Below are 24,732 nucleotides of genomic sequence, written 5' to 3' on the forward strand. Positions count from 1 at the left end.
GTTCAGGATTCAGGTTTCGGAGGAGCAGCTTCCTTATTAGCGCCCTTTTTGGAGCGATGACGACGGATTAGCCATATCACAATTGCCGTAATGAGGATCAGGCCCGCAACGGCTACATATATAATATGACGCACATTGGGTACGTTGACGGATAGCTTTAGCTCATTAGGCTCTAATGGGGCAATATCCCAACGTAGCGTTTTCCCGTCTGCCGATACACTGTCGGCATTGCTCGCAGCGGGCTGGATCGGTAAGGACAGGCTAAAATTAAGATCAAGCTGCCGCTCCAGTATTTTGCGTGCGAACACATTCATTTGCTCCAATTTGTCACTCAGTCCCCGAGCTTCTTCAGGAAGCATTCGTGGCAGATCGAGCTTCATTGTAAGATCAACATTCGTTGTGAAAAAATGTTGAGTCACAGCGCTTTTAAATTCTAATCCCTCAGGTAGATTTAAACCCAGAATGGGATTTTTTCCGCTTGTACTCCAATCTCCTTGATAGTGCCCCTTGATTTGATAACCCTTTCTTCCCTGCTCAGATAGTGGCTTAACATTTAGACTGTTGCCTTGAATCCGCTTGGCCAAGCGGTCCAGTAGCCCGGGATTATTCAGCATCAACAGCGTCTGATTGTTTACACTGAACGAAGCATCCATATCCACGCTCTGATCCAGATGAACGTCTACATGGACATCCCCACGTGCACAGGAAGTGAGAGGGATCAGACAGCACAGCAACACAAAAATGGGCAGCATTTTCCGTGTTTGATTTTGTTGATGCTTGTCCCGGTAAGGGTCGTATTCTGTTTGCTCCATGATCTTCACCTTCTTTATATATGTTCTTTCATTTAACGATTGGATATCTTCTATATATTACACATTCGGAGAGCTAAAATCGAACGAGCTGACAGTATAAATAGATTTTTATATTTAATATGTTTACCTAGGGAAACATTTTAGTGTATACTCTAAAAAATAGTATTAGTAAAAAACAATTGATAACACGAAATAGTTTGTCCTGAATGCATATAAATAGAGGAGGATATTGAAACATGAATAAACGGTTTAAGGCGGCTGTACCGCGTTGGGCTTTGATTGCAGGAACATTGTTCCTGATTTTAGTTGCAGCAAGTGCATGCACTAATGGTAAGAAGGCGGAGCAGGGAGCTGCCGGGGAGGCGGGGCAAAAAATAAAGGCCACAGCTACTATTGGCATGATTTCTGATATTGTCGGCAAGGTAGGCGGTAATCATGTGGAGGTCACAGGCATTATGAGATCAGGCGTTGACCCGCATTTGTACAAGGCTTCTCAGGGAGATATGCGCAAACTGGATCAGGCAGATATTATTTTTTATAACGGGTTGCATCTGGAAGGAAAAATGCAGGACATTTTGGAGAAGATCGGCAAGCAAAAACCTGTCGTACCTGTATCCAAAAATATTGCTCAGGATCAGTTGCGCTCAGGTAGCCCGGAAATGGGGTCGGAGCATGATCCGCATATCTGGTTTAACGTACAAAACTGGATGTCTGCGGTAGAAACCGTCAGAGATGAATTGTCTGCGCTTGATGCTGCTCATGCGGAGGATTATAAGGCGAATGCAGAAGCCTATCTCGCTGAGCTGCGGAAGCTGGATGATTACACGCGGGAGCAGATTGCCAGCATACCGGAAGCCCAGCGCGTGCTCGTCACGGCCCATGATGCTTTTGGCTATTTCGGAGATGCATACGACATTCAAGTGAAAGGGCTTCAAGGAATGAGTACAGAATCAGAAGCGGGCTCTCAGGATGTGACCAAGCTGCGTGATTATTTGGTTGAACATAAAATCAAGGCCATATTCGTAGAATCCAGCGTTCCGAGAAAGGCCATAGATGCGGTCATTCAGGGAGCGGCTCAGCAGGGTCATACGATCAAGGTTGGTGGCGAGTTGTACTCGGATGCCATGGGTGAAGAGGGCACGGAAGACGGTACGTATATTGGAATGGTCAAGCATAACGTCAATACGATTGTTAAAGCTCTTAATTAAAGGAGGAGGCAACACATGAGGCATTCACCGCTTGTGGTTCGTGATTTATCTGTAGCTTATCAAAAAAAGCCCGTTCTGCTTGACGTTTCCTTCGAGGTGCCAGAAGGCAAGCTGATTGGTATTATCGGTCCGAACGGGGCTGGGAAGTCCACGCTGATCAAGGCTGCGCTGGGACTAATACCAAAGCTCAGGGGCGAGGTGTTGGTTTACGGCAAGCCTTATAAACAGCAGTTGCTCAAGGTTGGTTATGTGCCGCAACGTGAGTCGGTAGATTGGGATTTTCCAACGAATGCGCTGGATGTGGTTATGATGGGACGATATGGCAGACTTGGTTGGTTCAAGCGGCCGGGAGCCGCTGATCGTCAGGCTGCGCTGGAAAGTCTGGACAAGGTAGGCATGAGCGACTATGCGGACAGGCAGATCAGTCAGTTATCCGGCGGGCAGCAGCAGCGTGTTTTTCTAGCCAGAGCACTTGCGCAGGACGCTCAGCTTTATTTTATGGATGAACCGTTTGTAGGTGTGGACGCTGCAACAGAAAAAGCCATTATTTCATTGCTCACAGATCTGAAGCGGCAAGGAAAAACCGTACTTGTCGTTCATCATGATTTGTCTACGGTCACAGATTATTTTGATCAGGTCATGCTGCTAAACGGGCATCTGATGGGGTTCGGAGAGACGGCAGATATTTTCACCGAGGAAAATCTGCAACGTACGTATGGCGGACGTCTGAGCATACTCAAAACAGGTCCGGATTCCGGATCGATACTCGGAGTGAGGTGAGCGGTATGACAAGCTTGGCTACGCTTTTGGCCGATCCGAATATGCAGTGGATTTTACTGGGCTGCATCTTGCTCGGTTTAAGCAGCGGCGTGATTGGCAGCTTTATGTATTTGCGCAAGCAGTCGCTCATGGGGGATGCTTTGGCACATGCGGCTTTGCCGGGGGTATGTGTAGCGTTTATGATTACGGGCACAAAATCCGTATTTGGATTTATGATCGGGGCCGCCATTGCAGGTATTGTTGCAACCTTTGCCATCAGTGCGCTGACCCGATACTCACGAATCAAAAGCGATTCGGCGATTGCGGCCGTGCTGTCTGTATTTTTCGGCTTTGGCATTATGCTCTTGACGGAAATCCAGCACAGCGGGGCGGGGAATCAGAGCGGGCTGGATAAATTTCTGTTCGGTCAGGCAGCGGCGATGGTATTGTCTGATGTTTACACGATGGCGGCCATTTCGGTGGTACTGATCGGGATCTGTATATTGTTCTTCAAGGAATTTAAGCTGCTTAGCTTTGATCCCGGCTTTGCCCGTGGACTTGGTTTTCCGGCAGGCTTGCTGGATAAGCTGTTGATGCTGCTGATTGTTATTGCGGTGGTTGCCGGTATTCAGGCGGTGGGTGTCATTATGATGGCGGCCTTGTTAATTACACCCGCGGTGTCTGCAAGATACTGGACGGAGAAGCTGGGGGTCATGGTGTGTCTGTCGGGTTTGTTTGGTGCTATAGCGGGCTTCGGTGGAACAATTATTAGTTCTCTGGGACAAAATCTGCCCACAGGGCCGTTGTGTGTGCTGTGTGCGACTGTCGTGTTCGGGGTGAGTCTGGTTTTTGCACCGCAGCGTGGATTGATTTCCAAGGCTATCGTTCGGTTGAACGCCAAAAAGAATCTGGAGCTGGCAGCTGCAACACAGCCAGGAAAGGAGCATGCCCTGTGAGTACATTTTATGTGATCTTGACTGGAATGTTAGTGGCAGGGGGATGCAGCATTGTCGGCTGTTTTCTCGTGCTACGAAAAATGGCCATGATTGGTGATGCCATCAGCCATGCCGTGTTGCCAGGGATTGTCATTGCCTTTTTGATCAGCGGGTCCAGGGATTCGGTGTGGATGATGTTTGGTGCAGCGGTATTGGGACTCCTTACGGTGTATCTGATTCAGCTGTTCCAACAAAGTGGTCTGCAAAGTGACGCCGCCATTGGTGTGGTGTTTACGACACTGTTTGCCATAGGTGTTCTGCTGGTTAGTGTGTTTGCTTCCAATGTCCATCTGGATATGGATCACGTGCTATATGGTGAGATTGCATATGTGCCGTGGAATACATTGGAGATTGCCGGCGTAGATGTCGGTCCGAGAGCGCTTTGGATTACGGGTGCGATGTTTTTGATTAATTTGCTCGTGGTAGGAGTATTTTTCAAACAATTTAAAATCACTTCTTTCGATCCTGCGCTGGCGGCTTCGATAGGTATTCCGGTTGTTTTTTTTCACTATCTGCTGATGAGTCTCGTCTCGCTTACGACGGTGGCATCGTTTGAGAGCGTGGGTGCGATTCTGGTGGTCGGAATGCTCGTGGTACCGCCTCTTACGGCTTATCTGCTGACGGAGAAGTTATCCCGTATGATTGTGTACAGCGTCGGGTTGGGGGCGATCAGTTCGGTAGCAGGCTTTTACATAGCAAGTGTACTGGATGCCTCTATTGCCGCATGTATGCTGTGTGTATCGGGTTTGCTGTTGCTGTTGGCCTTTCTCTTTTCCCCGTCCCATGGGGTGGTGTGGCAAAAGCTGTTCCAGCAACGAGGACTGGTTCGTGAAGACAGCAAGTAATTCGCAGAAAGCGATCATCTATGAGTGCCTAAAATAGCGTGCAGACAGGTAGAAAATGCCTGAATGCGCGTTTTTTTGCGCGTATGCTGCCCTGTGTGACTTATTTGGCGCAAGCTGGAGCGGATCGTCTTGAATTGTTGGGGACACGGGAGTACATTCATTACAGCGATACAAGAACGGACGGAACGATCTGTCACGTTGCAGGGAGGCACAAAGATGGAGAGTTTTAAACGTAAATCACCAGAGGAAATATTGGATTCCATTAATAAACTGCATCGAGGCAGACTCAAAATATACATTGGAGCGGTCAGTGGATCGGGCAAAACGTATCATATGCTTCAGGAAGGACAATCGCTTCAGCATGAAGGTATCGACGTTGTGATTTGTGCAGTGTCGACCATGCAGCGGCGCGAGACGGTGGAGCAGGTGGGCACGCTGGAGCGGATACCCAGTATCCATTGGGTTCAGGATGGGATAGAGCAGAAGGATTTAAATCTAAAAGCACTGGAGGAACGCAATCCCGAGGTGGTGCTGGTGGATCATTTGGCACATCGCAACCGGGAAGGCGCCCCATTTCCAACCCGGCTGGAGGATATTCAATATCTGCTGGAGCTGGGGATTAGTGTCATTACGACGGTCAATGTCTATGAGCTGGAAGGAATTACGGAGTGGGTTTATCAGCTAACAGGAATAGAAACGGAATATACAGTTCCTATCGATACGCTGGAGCTGGCGGATGAAATTCGTCTGATTGATGTCACACCCGAAACGATTTTGGAACGGCTGGCGAAAGGGTACATGCATGCGCCCAATCCTGAGATGTTTCATCGGGGGAATCTGGGTAAGCTGCGTGAGCTGGCTCTGCGATTGGTGGCGGAGGATGTGAACGATTCACTGGAACGGCATCGAGAGGAATTGGGTTTGCACGGGGCATCAGGAGCCGCAGAGCGTATTTTGGTGCCTGTCCAGTATCACTGGAACGGGTCCATTTATGTACGCAGGGGGGAGCAAGTGGCCAAGCGGCTGGGTGGAGATATGCTGGTGGCCTCCTTTGTCGATCCGAAGCGCAAGCTGTCCAAGGAATCGGCGGCCTTCAAGCGCTCGATTGAGCAACTGGTTGACAAGGTAGGGTCGGAATTTGAAGAAATCCCGCTCATTTCCCGCAGAAGATTGCCTCGGCAGCTTATCCATTATGCGGTGGCGCGCAATGTTACCCGGATCGTTATGGGACATTCCCGGCAGACCCGGTGGCAGGAACTGGTTAGAGGCTCGCTGGTGAACGGAATCTTTAAGCGAATGAAAAATATGGATCTGCTGCTTATTGCCGACCGCGCTGAGCAGGAGGGCGAACGTATTTTGCCGACGATGAGGCAGGAGGAAGGAGACAATGATCCGTATCATCGTCTGAGCGATGAAGAAGCGCAGGCTGAGGCTGCCAAAATCCGGCGCGGCAGGCTCAAGGTATATATTGGTGCTGCTCCCGGTGTCGGCAAGACGTACACGATGCTCAGAGAGGGAAATGATCTGCTGACAAGCGGGATTGATGTTGTTATCGGACTACTGGAAACGCATGGAAGGACGGAAACGCTGACACAAGTAGGCTTGCTGGATACCGTTCCTCGTCAGACTATGGAGCGGCATGGCGTACATTTGGAGGAAATGGACACTGAAGCGATTCTCAGGCGCAATCCCGAGGTGGTCCTAATTGACGAACTGGCGCATACCAATGTTCCCGGCAGTTCAAGATCCAAGCGTTATGAGGATGTGCTGATGATTTTGGAACAAGGGATTTCTGTCATTTCCACAATGAATGTACAGCATCTGGAGAGCCTGAATGACGCGGTTGAGCAGATTACCGGGATTCGGGTGAGGGAGACTGTTCCCGACCATATGATGCGGCTGGCCGATGAGGTGCAGCTCATTGATGTGGCTCCCAAATCGTTGCAACAGCGTATGCGTGATGGCAAAATATACGATCCTGTCAAGGTGGAGCAGGCGCTTAGCCATTTTTTTAAATTAGGCAATCTGATTGCCTTGCGGGAGCTTGCTCTGCGGGAATTGGCAGATGACGTAGACGAACGGCTGGAATCGTGGGATCGACACGAATCGCTTAGAGGTCCGTGGCGTAGAGAGGAAGTAATTTTCGTAGGGGTGACGCTCAGTAACAATGCCGAAAGGCTGATTCGACGCGGTTTTCGTATTGCTTTTCGTTTGAAGGCGGTGTGGATCGTGACCTATGTTCATGTAGGTATAAGCATACCGGAGAAGCTAAACTCCCGACTGGAGCAGTTGAAAATGCTAACCCACCGTCTGGGAGGAACCTTCGAAATCCGGCTTGTTTCCAGTCGGGGAAAGATTGCTGATATATTGATTACTCCGGTGGAAGGGTACACGGGGACGCAGTTAATTGTGGGGCAGTCCTCCAGAAGCAGCCGTTGGGGAAAGGATGCGGTCGTCCCGCAAATTCTCCGTCAAGCGCGTCATATGGATGTTCTGATCGTGGCGGACTATGACCCGGACATCAAGTTGGAGGAAGAGGATTGAATCGCCTAATCCTTTTATAAATAGTCAGATGCTGGTTTCCGGTTGTTCAGTGCTTCCATAGTATATTCTATCTCAAAGAATTGGAGGCGAATTCGAATATGTTTAAACATCGTCCGCGTCATTGTCATTTTCCTAAGCCAAGAAAACGTTTCTTTAAGAAGATTTTCAAAACAACGGTGACTACAATTAAATTTGAACCTAAAGTTAAACGTCGTCATTTCACTCATGTGGAATGTGGCGTGCTGAAAGGCCATCACCATCACCACCGGAAACATCGTCATCATCGTCACCATGACTGTCACCGTTGTCACCACAAATTCTTCTAAGATTAAGGCAATGGAGGCGGGCTTGAATGCCCGCCTTTTGCTACATAAGGATTGTGAAGAAATTCTAACATAAAAAATGCTTGCTCTAAAATAGGCGCTGTGCTATTCTACCAGTAAATAGATTGCACGTGACGGAAGCACCGTTCACCAACCGTATGTATGTACGGTTTGATGAACGGTGCTTTTTTGCGTTGTTGTTTTGGGGGAGGGGATGAGCGTCATGATTCCGGTAAAAGTGGTTCTGGCTGTAGGTAGTCGGGATTATATCGAGCCACTGCTGAATTATGTACACGGAAGCGAGTACGCCAGAAGGCTGAGAGTAACGGCATTTTCGCAGCCGGAGGCATTTCGCCAATACATGATGGAAACGGCTGGAATGAAAAAGCCGGATGTTGTGGTGGGTGAAGCCGCTTTTTTGAGTCTGTGGACAGATCGGGAAGCTTCTGATATTCCTTGTCTGGTGCTACATGAGGGAGAACAGGTGAGCGAATACGGACAACCTTTATTAAAATATCAGCCCTTGTCTGAACTGGTGGGCTTTATTTTGGAAACGGTGAGACAGCGGACAAGTGGGCAGCAGAGCTTAAACAGCCGGGAAGGCGGAATGATTATTGGCATGGTTGCAGCCTCCGGCGGGCTGGGCAAGACAACGGCCGCACTCAATATATCCAAGCAGCTGGGAAATGAGGGGTATTCGGTTTTTTATTTGAATTTGGAAACGGTGGATTCAAGTTCGTTATTCACAGGTTCCGGCAGTTCTAGTGAAGGAGAAGGAGAGGGGCTGTCCAGACTGCTTTATGATCTCAAGGCGATGGGACATAACGGAAATCCCTTATCTGTCGCTTCGTATTGTGTGCGCCGTTCTGAAATTCAGGCCGACACCTTTCAACCTGTCGATAACCGCAAGGAACTGATAGACATGACCTGTGATGAAGCGGTAGAGCTGATTCGGACGATTGCCGAAAGTGGACAGTATGATGTCGTAATTGTAGATGGCGAGTCTGAAAATAGTGACCGGGCTCAAGCTGTGCTTAAAGCCAGTCATAGGCTGATTTGGCTGCTGGCTGACGATTTAATGAGCATGCACAAGTGCGGGCTATGGCTGGATGTTCTGGAAGCCACACAGCCGGAAGGACTTGAAGCCATGCTGACCAAAACCCGCTTTGTGGTGAACCGTTATATGGGAACTATGGTCAACTCGTTACCTCGGGATTTTATGGAGCTGAACGGGGCGCTGCCTTACATTCCTTCATGGAAGCAGATGCAGCATCGTGAGCTGCTGCTTAGTTCGCCGATTTATCAGCGGGAAATTCGCCAGCTGTGCCGCGAGCTGCTGAATGTGGAGACTGTAACACAGCCGCCCGCTGCTTGGTCTTAAAGGGGGCCGATGAACATGAATGAAGAACGGTTTCGTGCACTACGAGCGGATATCCGGGGAGGCCTGGACGTCACGTCCTCGGTAGGGGATGCAGAGTTAGTGCGGCATATTGAAAATCGAATTTTGCATGACACAGAGCTGGCAGGTTTGACCTCCAGAGAAAAGCATGCGCTGGTCCGTAAAATTTTTAATTCCTTCCGTGGGCTGGATGTGCTCCAGCCGTTGATCGATGATCCTACGGTTACGGAAATTATGATTAACAGTCATCGGGAAATTTTTGTGGAGCGGGCAGGTGAGGTGATCCAGGCACCCGATCAATTTGAATCCCGTGAGCGACTGGAGGATTTGATCCAGACGATTGTAGCCGGGGTGAACCGGATTGTGAATGAGTCTTCGCCGATTGTCGACGCCCGATTAAAGGATGGATCACGCGTAAATATTGTGCTACCGCCAGTCGCTCTCAAAGGGCCGACGATGACGATACGGAAGTTTCCCGAGCGTCCGATGACGATGGATGATTTGATACGAATGGGGGCGCTGGATGCAGAAGCCGCCCATATGCTCAAGGACTTGGTACGTAGCAAGTACAACATTTTTATAAGCGGGGGTACGGGTTCCGGTAAAACCACCTTTCTGAATGCATTATCCCAGTTTATCCCGCCGTCGGAACGGATTATTACGATTGAAGATTCGGCAGAGCTGCAAATTGTAACCGTCCCTAATCTGGTTTCCATGGAAACACGGAATGCCAACACCGAGGGCAAGGGCGAAATCACGATTCGTGATCTGATTCGTTCCTCCCTGCGTATGCGGCCCAATCGCATTGTGGTGGGTGAGGTCAGGGGGAGCGAGGCGTTGGATATGTTACAGGCGATGAACACAGGACATGATGGATCGTTATCGACGGGGCACGCGAATAATATTCGTGATATGGTCAGCAGATTGGAAACGATGGTACTGGGTGGGGCTGATCTTCCGCTTGGTGTGGTACGACAGCAGATCAGCTCGGCCATTGATATATTCGTGCATCTGTCACGATTGCGCGACAAATCCAGACGGGTGCTGGAAATTAGCGAGGTAACTGGCTTTGAAAATGGTGAAGTGATACTCAATCCGCTCTATCGTTTTCAGGAGCGGGGGGAAAGTAAAGGACGCATCGTCGGAAGGCTGGAGTGTTGCGGTGAAGGTCTGCAGCATACGTTGAAGCTGCAAATGGCCGGGATGAAGCCGGAAAGCTGGAGCAGGGGGGAAGCGTCGGTATGAAGCCAGGAAAAGCGGCTGTGAAGTCGGGGCAAGCATCCCGTCAGGCTAATTCTCTGCCGGACTATACGGTATATACACTGTCACCTGTGCAAAAAAGCCTGTGTATCCTCTTTAGTGGCGTGCTATTCGCGATGATCGGCTATCTTTTTTATCATCAATGGATATTGTCGTTGCTGTGCGCTGCTGGAGCTTTAGTGACGCCACGTTATTTTCGTCAGCTTTTGCTGCAACGGCGCAGGTCGGCTCTAAGCATTCAATTCAAGCAGGCTTTATATTCGCTCTCGTCTTCCCTTTCGGCGGGAAGGTCGGTGGAGAACGGCTTTCGTGAAGCCGTGGAGGATTTAAGGCTACTTAGCCCGGATGGAGATCATGATCTGATTTTTGAATTTAACATTATTACAGCCTATCTGGAAATTGGACAACCTGTGGAGACGGCTTTGCAGGATTTTGCTCATCGGGCGCAGATGGAGGATATTACGAATTTTGCGGACGTGTTTGCAGCTTGCAAACGAACCGGGGGTGATCTGGTGGAGGTCGTGCGACGGGCTTCAAGTGTTATAGGGGAGAAGCTGGAAATTCAGCAAGAGATCGGTGTGATGATCGCGCAGAAACGTTTTGAATCGAGAGTTATGTTTGCGGCGCCTTTTTTGTTTGTACTGTTTATGACCATGACTGCGGGAGATTACATGATGCCGTTATACAGCGGGACAGGTATGATTTTGTCTACCTTTTGCCTATTGGTGCTTGGTGGCTGTCTCGTGTGGATCAACCACATTATGAAGATTGAAGTGTAAGGAGAGATAGCGTGGTGATATTGGTTTGTCTGGTCATGCTGGTTCTGCAAGTGGGAGGTTGGGTGGTGCTGAACCGGATATATGGTGCTAAGTATGCGAGCTTTCGTCATATGAAGCTGGAAGGACTGCGGCTGCAAAGGCTCTCGGTTCCTTTCGTACACATGATCCATGCTTCACGTGCCGCCCAAAGACTGCCTTTACTGATGTTCAAGCTACAGCGCTCGGTACAAAAGCTGTACGGTATGCGCAACAGCGGGGAGAAAACGATGATTTTTTTAGCTGAGATGCTCTGCTACGGATACTTGATGGTCGCTGGTGGAGCTTTAATATCGCTCATGATGGGCGGGGATACGACCGGGCTGGTGCTCGGATTAGGGCTGGGTATTCTGGTGCCTATCGCGTTGGTCAAGGATTTGCACGGGAAGGTACAGAAGCGGGATCAGCAAATTTTAATGGAGTTACCTGAATTGCTGAGTAAAATCATGCTTTTGGTCGGTGCAGGCGAGACGGTACAGCGGGCATTGCTTCATTGCGTGGAGCGCAAAGGGGCGGATACGGTACATCCGTTGTATCGGGAGCTGCGTCAGACGGTGGGGGAATTGGAAAGTGGCTATTCCTTTCAACAGGCATTTGAGCATTTGAGCAAGCGCTGCGGCATTCAGGAAATGACGGTGTTTACGACAACGGTGTTGCTGAATATGAGACGCGGCGGAAGCGATTTTGTGATGGCTTTACGTGAGTTGTCCCAGACGTTATGGAGCAAGCGGACTTCGATTAGCCGCACAAGAGGAGAGCAGGCTTCATCTAAGCTGGTATTTCCGATGGCGCTGATTTTGCTAACGGTTATTGTGCTGGTGGGTGCTCCCGCTTTAATGATGATGAATATGTAGGAGGAATACAACGATGATGACATTAGTAACAGGCAGTATTCGTAAATTGTACAAGGATGAGGACGGTCTGGGTACGTTGGAAATGATTTTGATTATCGCGATTCTGATTGCGGTGGCGATTATTTTCAAGGATCAGATCAAGAAGATTGTAGAAGGTCTGTTGAAAAAAGCGGATAAAAAGAGTAACGACTTCATGGATTCATAATGCTGCGCAATTTGGCACACAAAGAAGAAGGGAGCTTCTCATTGGAAGCTTCCCTCGTCTTTCCTATACTGTTGCTGGTCATTTTTGTGATGTTATTTTTTTGCCTGTACATATATCAAAAATCCATCTTGGTGCAGGTCGCTTCTACTGCTTCGGAACGAGCCGCTTATAGCTGGGATAACAGCTTCAAGGAACCGCGTACAGGCGCATTCACCCAAGGACAACGAGATTCGCTTTATTGGCGCTTAAAGGATGATGTGATGCTGGGAGCTTTGTTTGGGTGGGCTGGAGCCAATAATCAGGTAAGTGTGCAGGTGCCTGGTGGCGGTGGAGGAGGCGATTTGCCCGCTCAGAAGCTGTCTCACGCCGAGAGTGGCATGCCTGCCGGTATGCAGGGACAGATGACGTATGAGAACAGCCTGATCAGCCGCAAGGTGACGACGGAGCTGAATAAAATAGTGAAAGTGCCTTTGCTGAATCAGTTTCTGGATCAGACGGATTTGCAGGGGACCATGAGCTCAGGGGTAGTGGAGCCTGTGGAATGGATTCGCACGGTGGAGCTGGCTCGATATTATGGAGCAAAGTTTATGGGCAGAGGATCAGGGGAAAAGGTAAACCCGGCAGTTGCAGGACAAGTATTGACGCAATATGGACAGAACGGTCAGTAAGAAGCGGGGAACGCGAATGGACTGGAAAGGAGGAAGCGGGTGTTTGGAAGAGGACGTAATGCAAAGGATGGAGAGTCAGGTGCCGTCACGGTTTTTTTGATTCTGATTTTGGCGGTCATGTTCGGCTTCATTGCTGTTTTTATTGATTATGCACGAATTGCTGCGCTACATGTGCAAACCGAACGGTTGACCCATGCGGCGGTTCGTTCAGTCATGTCTGCCTATGATCCAACATTGCAACAGGATTACGGTCTGTTTGCTTATGGTGAGAGCAGCGGAGAACAAATTATGGTCAAAGTGCTGAATGACAGCGCCAAGCGTACGTCGCGGGCAGACACACTGCCGCTTATGAATATGAAGCTGGAGTCAAGCTCTTTGCATATGGAAAGAGAGCTTGGTAAATATGCCATATTTAATGAGCAGATTCGAGAAGAAATGAAGTATAAAGCGCCTGTCGATTTTACAGTGGAAGTGCTGGAAAAGCTGAAGCCGCTCTCTCAGAACATGAAAGAGGCCTCGCATACGGTTGATTTGCTGAAACGGCTGCAAAAGCTGTATGACAAACGTGAGGCCAAGCTGGATGACATGCTGGAAAAGCAGCGTGAGGCAGGAGCTTATATGGAAGAGGTTCGCAAACGGATTATTAAACAGAGGGGTGCGTATATCCCCAATCAGTATATTTGGGATTCGCTTGAGGTTGTAGCCGATATTGCCGCCCAATATAAGCATTACGTGCATGTGTATGAGGATAATAAAAAGAGTGTAGACGACGTTAAAATCATGCAGATCGAGAAATATGCGAGCAGGGCGAGATTGGCACTTGATCGTCTGGGCCAAGCCATGACCAAGGTAGGAAAAGAGCATGATGAGCTGCTTGTAGAGGCTAAGGAGCCGCTGAATGAAGCCAGGCAAATTAACGAAGAGATGCGTCAAGTCATTGCTCAATATAAACAGAGAGCTGCCAATGCAGGGTATGATGAGGTTTCCGCAGCCCCTACTCCGAGTGGAGGGAGCTCCAGTGCTGATCCGTCTGTAGGAAGCGCAAGGCAAAAGGCTGACGATTTATTGATTCCAGATAAGGAATTTGATCAGATGGAAACGACTATAGAAAAGCAGCGAACGGCTATTCATACGGTTAACAACAGATTAACGAGTATGATCCGCACATTATCCTTTTATACAGATCCGAATTTCAATACAGATATGTTCAGACAAGAAGTGATCTCAACGCTCAAGGAAATGGATCAATACTTGAATGCGTATGCCTGGTCGGGACCTTCTAATGTACTCGATGATGAAGCCAGAGCAATGGACACGCGACGCGGACCTGATAAAGAACGCAAAAAAATGGAAAAAGAGGCGAAGAACAAGCTCAAGCAAGCCTATCGGATCATTGAAATGCTTTCAAAAGGTACGCAAGGTGCCGGACAATTTCAAAAGTTGGAGCAGTATTACGATGAAAGTATTTCTTTTAACCAGTCTGCATCCAGCCCGTCTGTATCGGCTGATTTGTCCTATGACACCTATGATGCGGCAGGAGCTTCCATGGACAGTATGGATGGTCTATACGGGGCAGCATCCGGCTTGCTGACGCAAATGGGTGATGAATTTTTCCAGAATGAATATGCGCTCTCATACTTTAATCACGTGGATTTTAGTCGATTTGGCAGTTTAGCCGGATCAGGCAGAAGTGTGGGAAACGCAGCGCAAATTTTGGGAGACCAACTGGAGTTGAATAATCAGGAGGTCGAGTACATTCTGTACGGTTTCCATAATCCGACCGGAAACCTGGCCTCCGCTTATGGCGAGATTTTTGCCATGAGGCTGGCCATTCGTACGATGGAGGGATTGGTCAAAAATAGCTCCAAAGGCAATCCGTTGGTCGTTTTGGCGGCAGCTCTTCTATATGGGGTAGAGAAGGCGATTGAAGATATGATTATGCTGGCCCAGAAGGGGTATGTGCCTTTGTCTGATTTTCTTAAATTTCGAATGACGTACAAGGATCATTTGCGATTGTTCTTGATGCTCCATAGCAATAATGAACGCAAAATGTCCCGCATGCTGGCCCTGATTCGCCTGAATACTGATGTCAATCCTGCTGAACGGCAAACGTATGCAAGGGGAGAGGTTAAGAACGGGATGAGGCTGTTGTTTTTACCTGGGGTGATGAAGATGCTGGGCACTGCCTCAGAGGAAGGCGAAAGCATTAAGGGAAGTGTGTACTATGTTACTAAAACAGCCCATTTTTCTTATTAATCGGTATTTACAGCGGATTGGGGGACGGAGTTGCCGTGAACAAGGAAGTATCGTTTTAGAGGCGTCGCTGGTGTTGCCGTTGTTTCTGTTTTTTATTATTTTTCTGATTTATATGGTACAGATGACGCTGGTATCTACGGCCTTGCAGACCACCGCTTCAGAAGCGGTTAAACAGGTTTCGGCTAAAATCTATCCGGTGTCTCTGGCTGTGGATGCGGCATCTGCGAAAATAGATGCAGTTCGCCAACCGCTGGATGAGCTGCCCAAGTTATCTGTGAGTGAATATGCAAGCCAATTCGCTGCCCAACTGCCACCTCCCATCGGTGATTGGGTAGAAAGCGCTGTGCAGGGGGGCAAAAAGCCCATGGAAGAGTTACGAGGACGCTTGACGGAAGCCGTACTTGATCCTGCTCTAAAGCCGCTCTTAAAGCCTTTTATAGAGGATAGCATTCTGGAGTACGACCGTATACACGTAACGAGCGTGCATGTGCCGTCTCTTACGGGAACTAAGGACCCTTATTTTAGGGTTGAGCTGTCTTACGAGCTGCCGATGAAGGTTCCTTTTCTGTATCGTAGTATTGTGCTCCAAGCGGCGGCAGAGGAACGTCTTTGGATCGGTGATACGGGAGAGGGAGCAGGTACAGGAGATGCTACAGCGGCTAAGGATGCGCAGGGTTCCATACAACTGCTTGCCAAGCCTGAGCCTGCTGTGAAGGGTATATACAATTTGATCAAGGCCAAGGTGGAACCTGGAACGTCTGCTAATCTTTCTGTACTTTATAAGTCGGGTCAAAGCACGGCTCAACACTTGGGCTGGACCTCTGCCGATGCGGACGGGATTATTGAATGGAACTGGTTTGTAGGTACAAATACGACACCCGGTCAATGGAGCTTTGTGATCGAAACGGAGGATGGACAACGTATCGAGGTTCCATTTTCGGTGGAGAAGACGGCGGACGGATAGAGGAACACAGATGGTTCGCCATAGCACGGATATATGGGAACGATGCGAATAGGTAGAGAAAATAACGACGGAAAAGGTTTGAAACGCTTCGTGCTTATCATTAAGGGGGGAATTGCATTGACGTGGATGTATATCGTATGTGGTGTTTTGCTGGCGATTGCACTGGTCACGGATTTACGTAGTATGAAAATTCCTAACAAGCTTACGCTGCCCGGCATGGCGATGGGCTTGCTGTTTAATACGGTGTTTGGGGGCTGGCATGGATTTTTATTTGCAGCAGCTGGATTGGGGACGGGATTCGGCTTCATGTTGATTCTGTACTGGATGGGAGCTGTCGGTGCAGGCGATGTGAAGCTGTTTGGCTTGATCGGAGCATGGACGGGGGCTGCTTTTGCATGGCAGTCGGCTCTCTATTCGATTTTTTTCGCGGGTATTATTGGTTTGGTGATCCTGCTGTGGAGACGGGAAACCATGATGAGATTGCGGCGTGTGGCTTTTAATCTGGGAGGATTCTTTCTGTTTCGCAGCGGCAAGGCGCTGACGAACGGGAGGGAGGCACACCTCAGGTTTCCTTTTATGACCGCTGTCATTCCGGGAGCGATCAGCGCTTATCTTTACTTTTTGCCATAACAGGTTCGGTTAGGTAGATAGCATGGTACTCACGGAGATCGGGAAAATGCTAAGGAGGTCATGATTTGTTTGGTTTAAGCAGGGATTTTGCCCGCAACGGCGGGACATTTATGATTTTAAACAAGGAAGGCGGGCTTAAGACCGATGATTTAAATTCCGTGCAAACCGGAATGATGACTGGCAATCGGATTCCCGGTCTTCTGGAGCTGAGAATCAAGGAAGTCGATTTTCAGGTGGAGCTGCACTACGATATTTCGGGTCAACGTATGCTGTCCCAGGTATGGAAGGGAGGGGGAGTGTCGACTTCCGATTTCTATCGTATTCTTTTTGCAGTAGTGGATGCTCTCCATCGTAGTCCGCAGTATATGCTGGATATGCGCCAATTTATTTTACACGAAGATTATATTTTTATGAGCGGTTCAGGTTCAAGGGAAAACGTCAGTTTAACCTATGTCCCTTTGCAGGGTGTATTGTATGAAGGACAGGCTGGGAGCCAATTTAAGCAATTGGTTATTCGCTTGATGACACGTGTGGTTCATTTTCAAGGGGCCCATATGCAGTATATATTTGAATTATGTGATAGGGATGAATTTGATCCGAGAGCGTTGAAGGAACTGCTGTTGCAAGGGATGGCGGTCGGCACTGACAGTGTTAGCGTTCAAGGTGAAGATGGAGAAGGACGCAGCAGAGATACCCATGTTCAAATGGGAGTTCAAGGAGAGCGTGATGGATTGCATTCAACAGCAAACGGAAAATCTTTTCCGTTTGCTAATCAATCCTTATCCGGTCATTCGTCAACGCGTGATCATTCAGCGAGTCAAGAAGGATATGGGCAAGGAGAGGAATACAAATTTTTCGCCTCAAGGGATCCGAGAATCGGGAAAAAAATGCATGAGGATCAGGATACACTACAGGAGATCCAGGAGCTTAAACGGATCAATCGGCTCAAGCCGTCCGTGAAGCCCCAGGAGAATGATGAGGCAGATGTAGAAATAGAAGAAACGGAGCCTGCATTGCAGAAATACAAAACGTATATTGCTTTAGGCTGTCTTCTAGCTTCAGCCATCGTGTGGCGCTATATTTATCTGGACCATCCAGATACGGTGCCGCTGGCTATTTCCGTTGTGCTGACCTTGGTGCTCGTAGCCGTTGCTTATATGAGCTGGACAGGAAAATGGGGACGCAAGGATGCTTCGTCTCATACTTATGCTGATTCAGTCCCTATGCTGGATTCGGAATGGCTTGGCGCAGCTTCTCCTGCACAACGGAAAAATGACCGTTATCAGGTTGACAAGCTAACCGGATTCGTAGCAGGACGTCAGAATAAGGATAAGCACTCTTCCGATTCAGGTAATCAAGGACAGGAAAGCTGGCGCTGGTCTTTTCCTGACCCGGAGTCTGAAAATGTGGGTAGCCGGGATACGGGACAAGGAGATAAAGCTTCTGCACGTCACGACTTGCACGAGCCACAGGGGATAGGTGCGGCTCGAAGAAATGATTTGGAAGCCAGTGATACCAGCGAGGCATATTATAAGTCCTTGTCTGGTGTGACGGAGCTGTTAAATGCTACATCAAGGCAGGAAACCGTGCTGCTTCGTGCAGATCAGGCAGTACATATTCCACACCTTCAACAATCACCGATTGCTTGTCTGGAGCGCAAGCCACCAGGAAGTGGAGCGGACGAGCGCATTCGATTGCAGCCGGATCAATTTGTTGCAGGCAGTTTCTTCATCGGAAGAGACCCGCAATTGGTCCAGTTTGTAGAACATACGGAGGGAGCGTCCCGTTCTCATATTGAGCTTTGTATAGATGCAGAAGGACAAGGTCACATCGTCAAGGATTTGTCTTCGACGAACGGAACCGTTCTGAACGGAGAGCCAATGGTGCCTTACAAGGAGTATGCTATGAAGGACGGAGACACTTTTAAAATAGCCGGAGTATCCTATACTTATCGACTGGAATCTTTTAAATCTTCCTCCAACGCTTCTTGAGTGAAGGGTAGTTTGATATGTATAAAGAAGAAGCCCGATTAATGCTACGGGCTTCTTTTGTATTTTAATAGAAAGGAGGTTTATTCAGTTTCTTCCACTTGAACAACGTCAAATAATTCCCCTAAAGTAATTCCTAAATATCCACAAATATTGGCTAGCAATGAGGTTGAAAGACGTGAATTATCCAGACCTTGATTGTTTACTAACTTATAGATCGTTCCGATTCTCTCTCCTGTATCTTTTGATAGCTTATAAGGTGTAATGTTTTTTTCTTTAAGAATTCTCTCCAAGTTACAGGTTAATTCGAATTTAATCTTCATGACAATGGATAGTCTCCAAGAACATATTGAATTATTATTGATAACAGATGTATATAGTCTTATATTGTTTATATAATCAACAAATGTTCATGTTCATTAAATGATTATATCATTTTAGTAAAGGGATGTACAACATACCCTTAGCTTTGCTATGGACATTTTACCAAAAAGTGGAGTTATTATAGGCAAAATCTTGAGGCTGTACGTGAATCTGATGTTTTGATTATCACGCATTCACGCTATAAAAAGTTGTGCGAAGACGATGAACTAAGGCGATGGTTCACAAAGGGTAGAATATTAAAATTCAATCCATTTATACCAAAAAAATCATTGGAAACAATTGACTTTTTCCAACCATATACCGATAATATTAACAAGGGGTTATTGCTGTTCTACTAGAAAACGTCATCCTTTTTGGAAATAGGTCTTTATGCTCGGATAGCAATTCATACCACCTTAATAATATTTTTTGGAGGTAAAAAAGTATGAGCATGAAAAAACGTTTAGGTGCAATGTTACTGGCGGTATCCATGAGTGCCGCAATGTCCGTGACTGCATTTGCAGCGGAGCCGAATGTTAAGGTATCCACCAATGTGGCTGGTGAAACTGTCTATACACAGACAGTGGATGTACAGTTAAGTGCCGCTCCCAATGCTTCCAGCAGCAGTAGAACAGTGAGCGCAGGCAAAAGCCTAGGGTTGGCATTAGCCCCCGGCAAAAGCGGTTTTTCCGATCAGGTTAGCTTCCGGTTTACGTCATTGCCTCTTAATGCCAAGGTAAAGTCGATTGAGATTGACCCAGGAAGAGGAATTATCAACAACAACAATAGAAATATGCTGGGGACGGTTGTTTTTTCTAATTTGAATGTATCCTCTCCTAGCGGCAAATCTGCTACTATCGCATGGAAGCCCAGTGGAATGACTGAGAGAGCAAGTTTTCTAGATCAGGAAGCACGTGGTACATGGACAGCACAGGTCTTTGGAACAAACATTGCAAGTTCTACCGGAGACAGATGGTTCGGCAGCCTTTCTTATAAATCTGTTGAAATGACTATTTCCTACGTTTTGGAATAATCCGTTAGGCTAGGGCGGGGTAATCTCTTTGGATTGCCCCGCTTCATTTTTTCTGTCATTCATCTTTACTTTTCCCAAAAAACTGACAATGAATTGTGGTGTACGAAAACATATATTTCCTCATTACAGAATTAGGAGGTAAAGCAATGAACATTTCACGTATGCCGACATTTACAAGCAGTTACGGCCGGTTGCAAAACACTGATATGGGAAAAGACGAAATCAAAAAGACGGATAAAAGTTCCAACGCAGAGAGCAGCACGGCCACATCATCAAGGATTTGTCCTCGACGAACGGAACTGTTCTGAATGGAGAGGCGATGGTGCCATACAAGAAGTTCATCCCGAATGCTGGAGACACTTTTAAGATTGCCGGAGTGTCCTACGCTTATAGACTGGACTCTTTTAAATCTTCCGCCAACGCCTCTTGAGTGAAATAGTTTGATATGTATAAAGAAGAAGCCTATTAATGTTATGGGCTTCTTTTTGACGTTTAATTTGGGGGTAGCTATTGAGTACTTTGATTCAATTTATCATCTGGAGTATGTTCAATGACATCTGTCAAATTACATTCTAGCTTGTTACATATATCGTCGATAATTTTCATAGCTATGTACTCGTTACGCCACATTTTAGCGGCAGTTGACGGGGAGATATTCATTAGTTTTATAAACTCCATTTTAGAGATTTTCTTTTTAATCAAAGTTATTTGTAATGGTTCAAAACTAATCATTTATCATTCTCCTTCTTTAATACCAGATGACATAGAAAATATGATTTAATTCCAATAAGTCGGAAATAATTACGTTAAAACAGTTGAATAATGAAAGGGTTGATGATATCGTTTATAACAAGTCGTAAATATTTACGACAAAGTGAAAAAAATCTAAAAAGGAACTGATGAAACAAAGCTAAGCTATATCATATCATCCTAAAAAAATGATGTACAACACCCTTAGCTTTGCTATGGACATTTTACCAAAATAGAACTGGAGATGACACCTATGATTTTAAAAGAAAAGTTCAATAAACAAGATATTAAAAACATTGTTCGTATGAAAAAGGTCTGGGGACAGGAAGTAGGCAACGGAGAAACAGAGTTGTACTATTATCACATTATTGACGTGCTTAATCGAAAATGGCAAACGATTGGCTATAACGTTTCCGATGCTATTCGAGTATTTCAAAATGGAAGCGACGATAAATGGATGTATATTATAGAGCAAGCCCCATTTAATCCTGATCTCACTACTAATGATCTAATTAATATGCTTGGTATTACTTCTGATGCTTCGCGTACTCGAAATGCTATACAAATTATACTGAATACGGTTGAAAGACGAAATGCTTTTGTTAATCGAATTACTAATGTGAATGAGGAAGTGTACTTTTTCTCCTAGAAGTGATGCAAGAGCAATATCTTACGTATAATCAACTTTTAGACGAAGAGTTTATGAAACTGTACACTGCAAATCCAGTGAATGCCTTAGCTTTATATTTCCTTGAACCCGTTGACATCATTGCGTTTTGGGAGTGGGAAGCTGCTGGTGGTACGTGTGAAAAAGCCATTCAATACAAACTTGAAAAACCTTTGATGACTTTGATTCAGGCGATAGAACGTGCTGAGGATGAAACAAGAGGTTTGGCATCTGGATATTAACCTCTCTATAACCTACATAAAGGGAAAATACATCCGACTACCCAAAATATAAATAGCTTTAAACCTGTAATCAACAACCCCTCTATTCCGTAAAGGAGCTTATCTATGTACAAAACCGGAAAACTCATTGACGGTAAACTTTTTCTCAAGACTTGGGACGATAAATGGATTAGCCTTCGATTGCTCATTCTTCTTGTGAAAAGAACGTGTGAATGACTATTTGCGATACTCAGGGCTAAGTCTTTTGATACAGGTATAAAGAAACACTCTTTCTTATAACAATTTAGGAGATAAGGCTGTTTTCCATAAATTTGAATAATGCTATCATGTCATAATGAACTTGAACCGAGGTAAATTATGACAACCATTAAAGTGACTCCTGAACAACTTATAACCGTCTCCAAGCAATTTGACCTTGCACAGAAAACAGCGATTCAGATGAATAGTCAATTGATGCAGCAAATTTCTTTTATGCAGCAATCATGGGATGGTACAACTAAACAACAATTTTATAGTCAATTTCAAGTCTCTCAGAAGAATATGACTGACTTTGTTACCCTGACGGATTCTATTGCGAGGGAGCTACGTCACCATGCAGACAAATTCAGATTAGCTGATCTGATGAAAGCAGGTTACATTGACGCAAGTTGTTTACCACCTCCACCTAATGCATGTGCTGTTCCTCCTCCAGATACACGAAATGCGTTTCAGAAATCGGCAGATAGTTTATTGGAGCTTGGTCAAGATTTCTTGAACGCTGCTGAGGAAAGGTATGAAAAACGCTATGATTCAGTAGGAGGATTTTTAGACTATTGGACATTTGGTATTCCGAAAGGTCTGTATCAAGGATATGCGGAGCGAGCATCCAAGCAGTTTGATTCAGCAAATGATTTTTTTAACTTCTGGACTTTTGGTGTACATGGAACGATCAGAGAAGCTACAATGCCTACAAATGCTTGGTCAAAGGAACATTGGGCCAATATGATTAGTACAGCAGCAATATTTGGAGGAGTTAGCTCAGTAATTAAGCCTAAAGTTGGTTTGGGATCGTCAATAGAATATGAGGTGAAATCTGGGACTATTGTTGAAGCCGAAGGGACTTCAAAACGTTTATCTGATAATATGTTAGGTAAAAATGATGCTGACCCATTTAGGGATATTTATGGTCCGGGAAGACTTTCTCACCCAGAAGAGTGGAGTAACATTATTAAAAACACACAAGAAGCGGGCGTTGAAGTTAGGATTTTGGATAGAGATATTATGGCGTATGCTCCCAAAGGATCAGGGAAGCCTGGTCAGCTGAATATATATGAGGATGCTTCAATTAGTGCATTGCGACATGAGTATCAACATTTCCTTGATGATAAGGCTAAAGGATTTCCAAGTTTGGATGTAACATATGAATTCAAAAATAGAATTATCATGGAGCTTAGGGCTTATATGGTGGAAATAAAAGAAGCAGAGAGGATTGGAAATAAGGAGCTTGCAGAACATCTCTGGAGCAATTACAGGGATGAACTGCAGTATCTTTTGGAGAATTTTGGGCCAGTTAAACTAGATTGAATGGAGATTGTATAATGAATCTACTTACTTTATCAAAAGAAATACGAGAGGGAAAGATAAGTGACGATAAATTGGTGGAGTGTCTGGATATTCATCATAACCAGGTTATGATGAATGCTATGAGTCAGATAGCAAAAAAGAAGCTCTGCAACGAAAAAATTATCGAAAAATTGAAGCATATTAGCCAGTTCAGAGATCCTAAGGTAAATAAGCTATTTGGTATTGATACTCTTGGACACTACAGTATTGCTGTACTTCGAGTATTGAACACCTCTGAATCTATAAAACAATATGATCTTTTAATGGCTGAACTAGATGATTTTGATAAGGAAATAGTTGAGAGGATAGCTGAAGGGATAGGCTAAAATGAAAATAGATTATCTAAAAAAGGAACTCTGAGCTGGTGAGATGCCGCCACATAGAGTTCCTCTTTTTAAAATCAATTCAATGCTGCTTATGAGGAGAATATAATTCCTCCAGTGCTTCCTTCAGTGAAGGATATTTAAACTGAAATCCGTGCTCCAGCGCCTTGCGCGGGATTACTTTTTGACCATCCAATACGAGGGTACTCATCTCACCGACTAGCTTTTGTACGAGAACGCCGGGAACGGGAAACCAGTGTGGACGGTGGTATACCTCAGCCACGGTTCTACCAAACTGGTCGTTCGTCAACGGATGTGGTGATGAAGCGTTCACAGCCCCAGTGATATCCGGCGTATGGATGCAGTGGGTGATCAGGCGGACGATATCCTTAATATGAATCCAACTCATCCATTGATGGCCGCTGCCTATTTTTCCGCCGAATCCAAAGCTGTAAGGCAGCTTCATCAGTGGAAATGCACCGCGTTTGCTGTCCAGTACGAGACTAATGCGCAGCTTGATTAACCGGGTATCGGAAGGGTAGGCGTTGGCGGCTTCCTCCCACTGCTCGACCACTTGAGACAGAAAGTCTTCCGAACGGCGCGGGCTGGTTTCATCGAACGTTTCAGTAAGAGATGTGCCGTAGGCGGCGACAGCCGAAGCCTGAATGATAACTTCCGGCTTTTTTTGCAGAGCATTTAGTGCTTGGGCCAATTTGGCAACAGACAGCAGGCGTGATTGGAGAATTTTTTGTTTGGACTTATCCGTCCAGCGCTGATTCAGCGTTTCGCCTGCCAAATTAACGGCCACATCTGTGCCCTCTAATGCTTCCGGCTTTTGTTTCAGTTCGTTCCAGCTCATATATTGCAAGCGTGGGCTCGCTTCGTGACCTACCATGGGTTTACGGGTGATTACCTTCACCGTATGCCCGTCGTTGAGCAAGCTTTTGGTCAGCGCACACCCTACTAATCCAGTACCTCCGCATATGACGATGTTCATGGAGTTTGACTCTCCTTCCGATTCGCAAAAAAATATGTATGTTATAGAATATAACCCTTTTCAAGAAAAAAACCTCATTCGAATGTATCTGTATACGCTAAAGGATGTCAATCCATGCTTTCATTTACCTCGTTTCCCTTCGTGTAATCCTGATTTGTGTGTGCACTACCATAAAAGCCATGTTGTTTGATTTCGATAATCACGTTAAAATGATTAAATCAAAATAAGAT

Annotated in this window: 24 protein-coding genes and 1 pseudogene; 21 read left to right on the forward strand and 4 right to left on the reverse strand. The window is 46.4% G+C overall.

All coding sequences use genetic code 11. From position 1 onward, the window contains the following. Positions 1 to 2 precede the first annotated feature (2 nt). On the reverse strand, positions 3 to 812 hold the full coding sequence (locus ABIA61_RS12275) for a DUF3153 domain-containing protein (protein WP_283655074.1): 810 nt from the start codon (positions 810 to 812) through the stop codon (positions 3 to 5). 236 nt (positions 813 to 1,048) lie between these two features. On the opposite strand from ABIA61_RS12275, the gene ABIA61_RS12280 reads away from it, so the two are divergent. The 15 genes from ABIA61_RS12280 to ABIA61_RS12350 all read left to right on the forward strand — a co-directional run bounded on the left by ABIA61_RS12280 (position 1,049) and on the right by ABIA61_RS12350 (position 18,528). After that, a complete protein-coding gene (locus tag ABIA61_RS12280; RefSeq protein ID WP_283655075.1) occupies positions 1,049 to 2,020 on the forward strand; it encodes a metal ABC transporter solute-binding protein, Zn/Mn family in 972 nt (323 codons plus the stop codon). Between the two features lie 15 nt (positions 2,021 to 2,035). Continuing rightward, positions 2,036 to 2,800 (forward strand): metal ABC transporter ATP-binding protein, encoded by a 765-nt coding sequence (locus tag ABIA61_RS12285; protein WP_283655076.1) that lies wholly within the window; start codon positions 2,036 to 2,038, stop codon positions 2,798 to 2,800. A gap of 5 nt (positions 2,801 to 2,805) precedes the next feature. Further along, entirely contained in the window at positions 2,806 to 3,735 is a 930-nt protein-coding gene (locus ABIA61_RS12290) for a metal ABC transporter permease (protein ID WP_283655077.1), read from the forward strand. Next, positions 3,732 to 4,619 (forward strand): metal ABC transporter permease, encoded by an 888-nt coding sequence (locus tag ABIA61_RS12295; RefSeq protein ID WP_283655078.1) that lies wholly within the window; start codon positions 3,732 to 3,734, stop codon positions 4,617 to 4,619. Before ABIA61_RS12290 ends, ABIA61_RS12295 begins: the two co-directional genes overlap by 4 nt. A gap of 216 nt (positions 4,620 to 4,835) precedes the next feature. Next, a complete protein-coding gene (locus tag ABIA61_RS12300; RefSeq protein WP_404580794.1) occupies positions 4,836 to 7,163 on the forward strand; it encodes a histidine kinase in 2,328 nt (775 codons plus the stop codon). A gap of 546 nt (positions 7,164 to 7,709) precedes the next feature. Further along, a complete protein-coding gene (locus ABIA61_RS12305; RefSeq protein ID WP_283655080.1) occupies positions 7,710 to 8,867 on the forward strand; it encodes a P-loop NTPase family protein in 1,158 nt (385 codons plus the stop codon). 15 nt (positions 8,868 to 8,882) lie between these two features. Next, the gene (locus ABIA61_RS12310) at positions 8,883 to 10,130 is read left to right on the forward strand and encodes a TadA family conjugal transfer-associated ATPase (RefSeq protein WP_283657719.1); all 1,248 of its coding nucleotides are present in this window, start codon (positions 8,883 to 8,885) and stop codon (positions 10,128 to 10,130) included. Beyond that, the gene (locus ABIA61_RS12315) at positions 10,127 to 10,924 is read left to right on the forward strand and encodes a type II secretion system F family protein (protein WP_404580795.1); all 798 of its coding nucleotides are present in this window, start codon (positions 10,127 to 10,129) and stop codon (positions 10,922 to 10,924) included. The genes ABIA61_RS12310 and ABIA61_RS12315 overlap by 4 nt, the downstream gene beginning before the upstream one ends. An 11-nt stretch (positions 10,925 to 10,935) precedes the next feature. Then, positions 10,936 to 11,814, forward strand: a complete 879-nt coding sequence (locus ABIA61_RS12320; RefSeq protein WP_283655083.1) for a type II secretion system F family protein — start codon at positions 10,936 to 10,938, stop codon at positions 11,812 to 11,814. A gap of 13 nt (positions 11,815 to 11,827) precedes the next feature. Further along, entirely contained in the window at positions 11,828 to 12,019 is a 192-nt protein-coding gene (locus tag ABIA61_RS12325; RefSeq protein ID WP_013309278.1) for a Flp1 family type IVb pilin, read from the forward strand. Continuing rightward, on the forward strand, positions 12,019 to 12,687 hold the full coding sequence (locus ABIA61_RS12330) for a TadE family protein (RefSeq protein WP_404519890.1): 669 nt from the start codon (positions 12,019 to 12,021) through the stop codon (positions 12,685 to 12,687). The genes ABIA61_RS12325 and ABIA61_RS12330 overlap by 1 nt, the downstream gene beginning before the upstream one ends. 39 nt (positions 12,688 to 12,726) lie before the next feature. Next, positions 12,727 to 14,943, forward strand: a complete 2,217-nt coding sequence (locus ABIA61_RS12335) for a hypothetical protein (protein ID WP_404580796.1) — start codon at positions 12,727 to 12,729, stop codon at positions 14,941 to 14,943. Then, complete coding sequence (locus ABIA61_RS12340) at positions 14,912 to 15,907, forward strand: TadE/TadG family type IV pilus assembly protein (protein ID WP_283655086.1); 996 nt, start codon at positions 14,912 to 14,914, stop codon at positions 15,905 to 15,907. Before ABIA61_RS12335 ends, ABIA61_RS12340 begins: the two co-directional genes overlap by 32 nt. Before the next feature lie 117 nt (positions 15,908 to 16,024). Then, on the forward strand, positions 16,025 to 16,537 hold the full coding sequence (locus tag ABIA61_RS12345) for an A24 family peptidase (RefSeq protein ID WP_283655087.1): 513 nt from the start codon (positions 16,025 to 16,027) through the stop codon (positions 16,535 to 16,537). Between the two features lie 65 nt (positions 16,538 to 16,602). After that, a complete protein-coding gene (locus ABIA61_RS12350) occupies positions 16,603 to 18,528 on the forward strand; it encodes a DUF6382 domain-containing protein (RefSeq protein WP_283655088.1) in 1,926 nt (641 codons plus the stop codon). An 80-nt stretch (positions 18,529 to 18,608) separates the two neighbouring features. Here the strand turns inward: ABIA61_RS12350 and ABIA61_RS12355 are convergent, their stop codons facing one another. Then, positions 18,609 to 18,848 carry a helix-turn-helix domain-containing protein gene (locus ABIA61_RS12355; RefSeq protein ID WP_283655089.1) on the reverse strand — a complete coding sequence of 80 codons (240 nt, stop codon included), beginning with the start codon at positions 18,846 to 18,848 and terminating at the stop codon, positions 18,609 to 18,611. Positions 18,849 to 19,339: 491 nt separating this feature from the next. Between ABIA61_RS12355 and ABIA61_RS12360 the strand changes: the two genes are divergently transcribed. Together ABIA61_RS12360 and ABIA61_RS12365 are read left to right on the forward strand one after the other, a co-directional pair. Next, positions 19,340 to 19,921 carry a hypothetical protein gene (locus ABIA61_RS12360; RefSeq protein WP_404580797.1) on the forward strand — a complete coding sequence of 194 codons (582 nt, stop codon included), beginning with the start codon at positions 19,340 to 19,342 and terminating at the stop codon, positions 19,919 to 19,921. A 256-nt stretch (positions 19,922 to 20,177) separates the two neighbouring features. Beyond that, positions 20,178 to 20,351, forward strand: a pseudogene (locus ABIA61_RS12365) (FHA domain-containing protein); the annotation flags it as partial. A gap of 77 nt (positions 20,352 to 20,428) precedes the next feature. On the opposite strand, the gene ABIA61_RS12370 reads toward ABIA61_RS12365, so the two are convergent. Next, positions 20,429 to 20,653 (reverse strand): helix-turn-helix domain-containing protein, encoded by a 225-nt coding sequence (locus tag ABIA61_RS12370; protein WP_283655091.1) that lies wholly within the window; start codon positions 20,651 to 20,653, stop codon positions 20,429 to 20,431. 271 nt (positions 20,654 to 20,924) lie between these two features. Here ABIA61_RS12370 and ABIA61_RS12375 point away from each other — a divergent pair, with 271 nt between their 5' ends. From ABIA61_RS12375 to ABIA61_RS12390, 4 genes are all read left to right on the forward strand, one after another. Continuing rightward, positions 20,925 to 21,320, forward strand: coding sequence for a hypothetical protein (locus ABIA61_RS12375; RefSeq protein ID WP_283655092.1), 396 nt, complete (start codon positions 20,925 to 20,927; stop codon positions 21,318 to 21,320). 5 nt (positions 21,321 to 21,325) lie between these two features. Beyond that, positions 21,326 to 21,580, forward strand: coding sequence for a hypothetical protein (locus tag ABIA61_RS12380; RefSeq protein WP_283655093.1), 255 nt, complete (start codon positions 21,326 to 21,328; stop codon positions 21,578 to 21,580). Between the two features lie 357 nt (positions 21,581 to 21,937). Further along, positions 21,938 to 23,143: a WXG100 family type VII secretion target gene (locus ABIA61_RS12385; RefSeq protein WP_404580798.1), complete on the forward strand. Its 1,206-nt coding sequence runs from the start codon at positions 21,938 to 21,940 to the stop codon at positions 23,141 to 23,143. A 14-nt stretch (positions 23,144 to 23,157) separates the two neighbouring features. Then, positions 23,158 to 23,508 (forward strand): hypothetical protein, encoded by a 351-nt coding sequence (locus ABIA61_RS12390; protein WP_094155898.1) that lies wholly within the window; start codon positions 23,158 to 23,160, stop codon positions 23,506 to 23,508. A gap of 79 nt (positions 23,509 to 23,587) precedes the next feature. Here the strand turns inward: ABIA61_RS12390 and ABIA61_RS12395 are convergent, their stop codons facing one another. Continuing rightward, positions 23,588 to 24,502, reverse strand: a complete 915-nt coding sequence (locus ABIA61_RS12395) for a TIGR01777 family oxidoreductase (RefSeq protein ID WP_283655095.1) — start codon at positions 24,500 to 24,502, stop codon at positions 23,588 to 23,590. Between the last annotated feature and the right edge of the window lie 230 nt (positions 24,503 to 24,732).

The sequence above is a fragment of the Paenibacillus sp. RC21 genome, assembly GCF_044907935.1.
GTDB lineage: Bacteria > Bacillota > Bacilli > Paenibacillales > Paenibacillaceae > Paenibacillus > Paenibacillus terrae_A.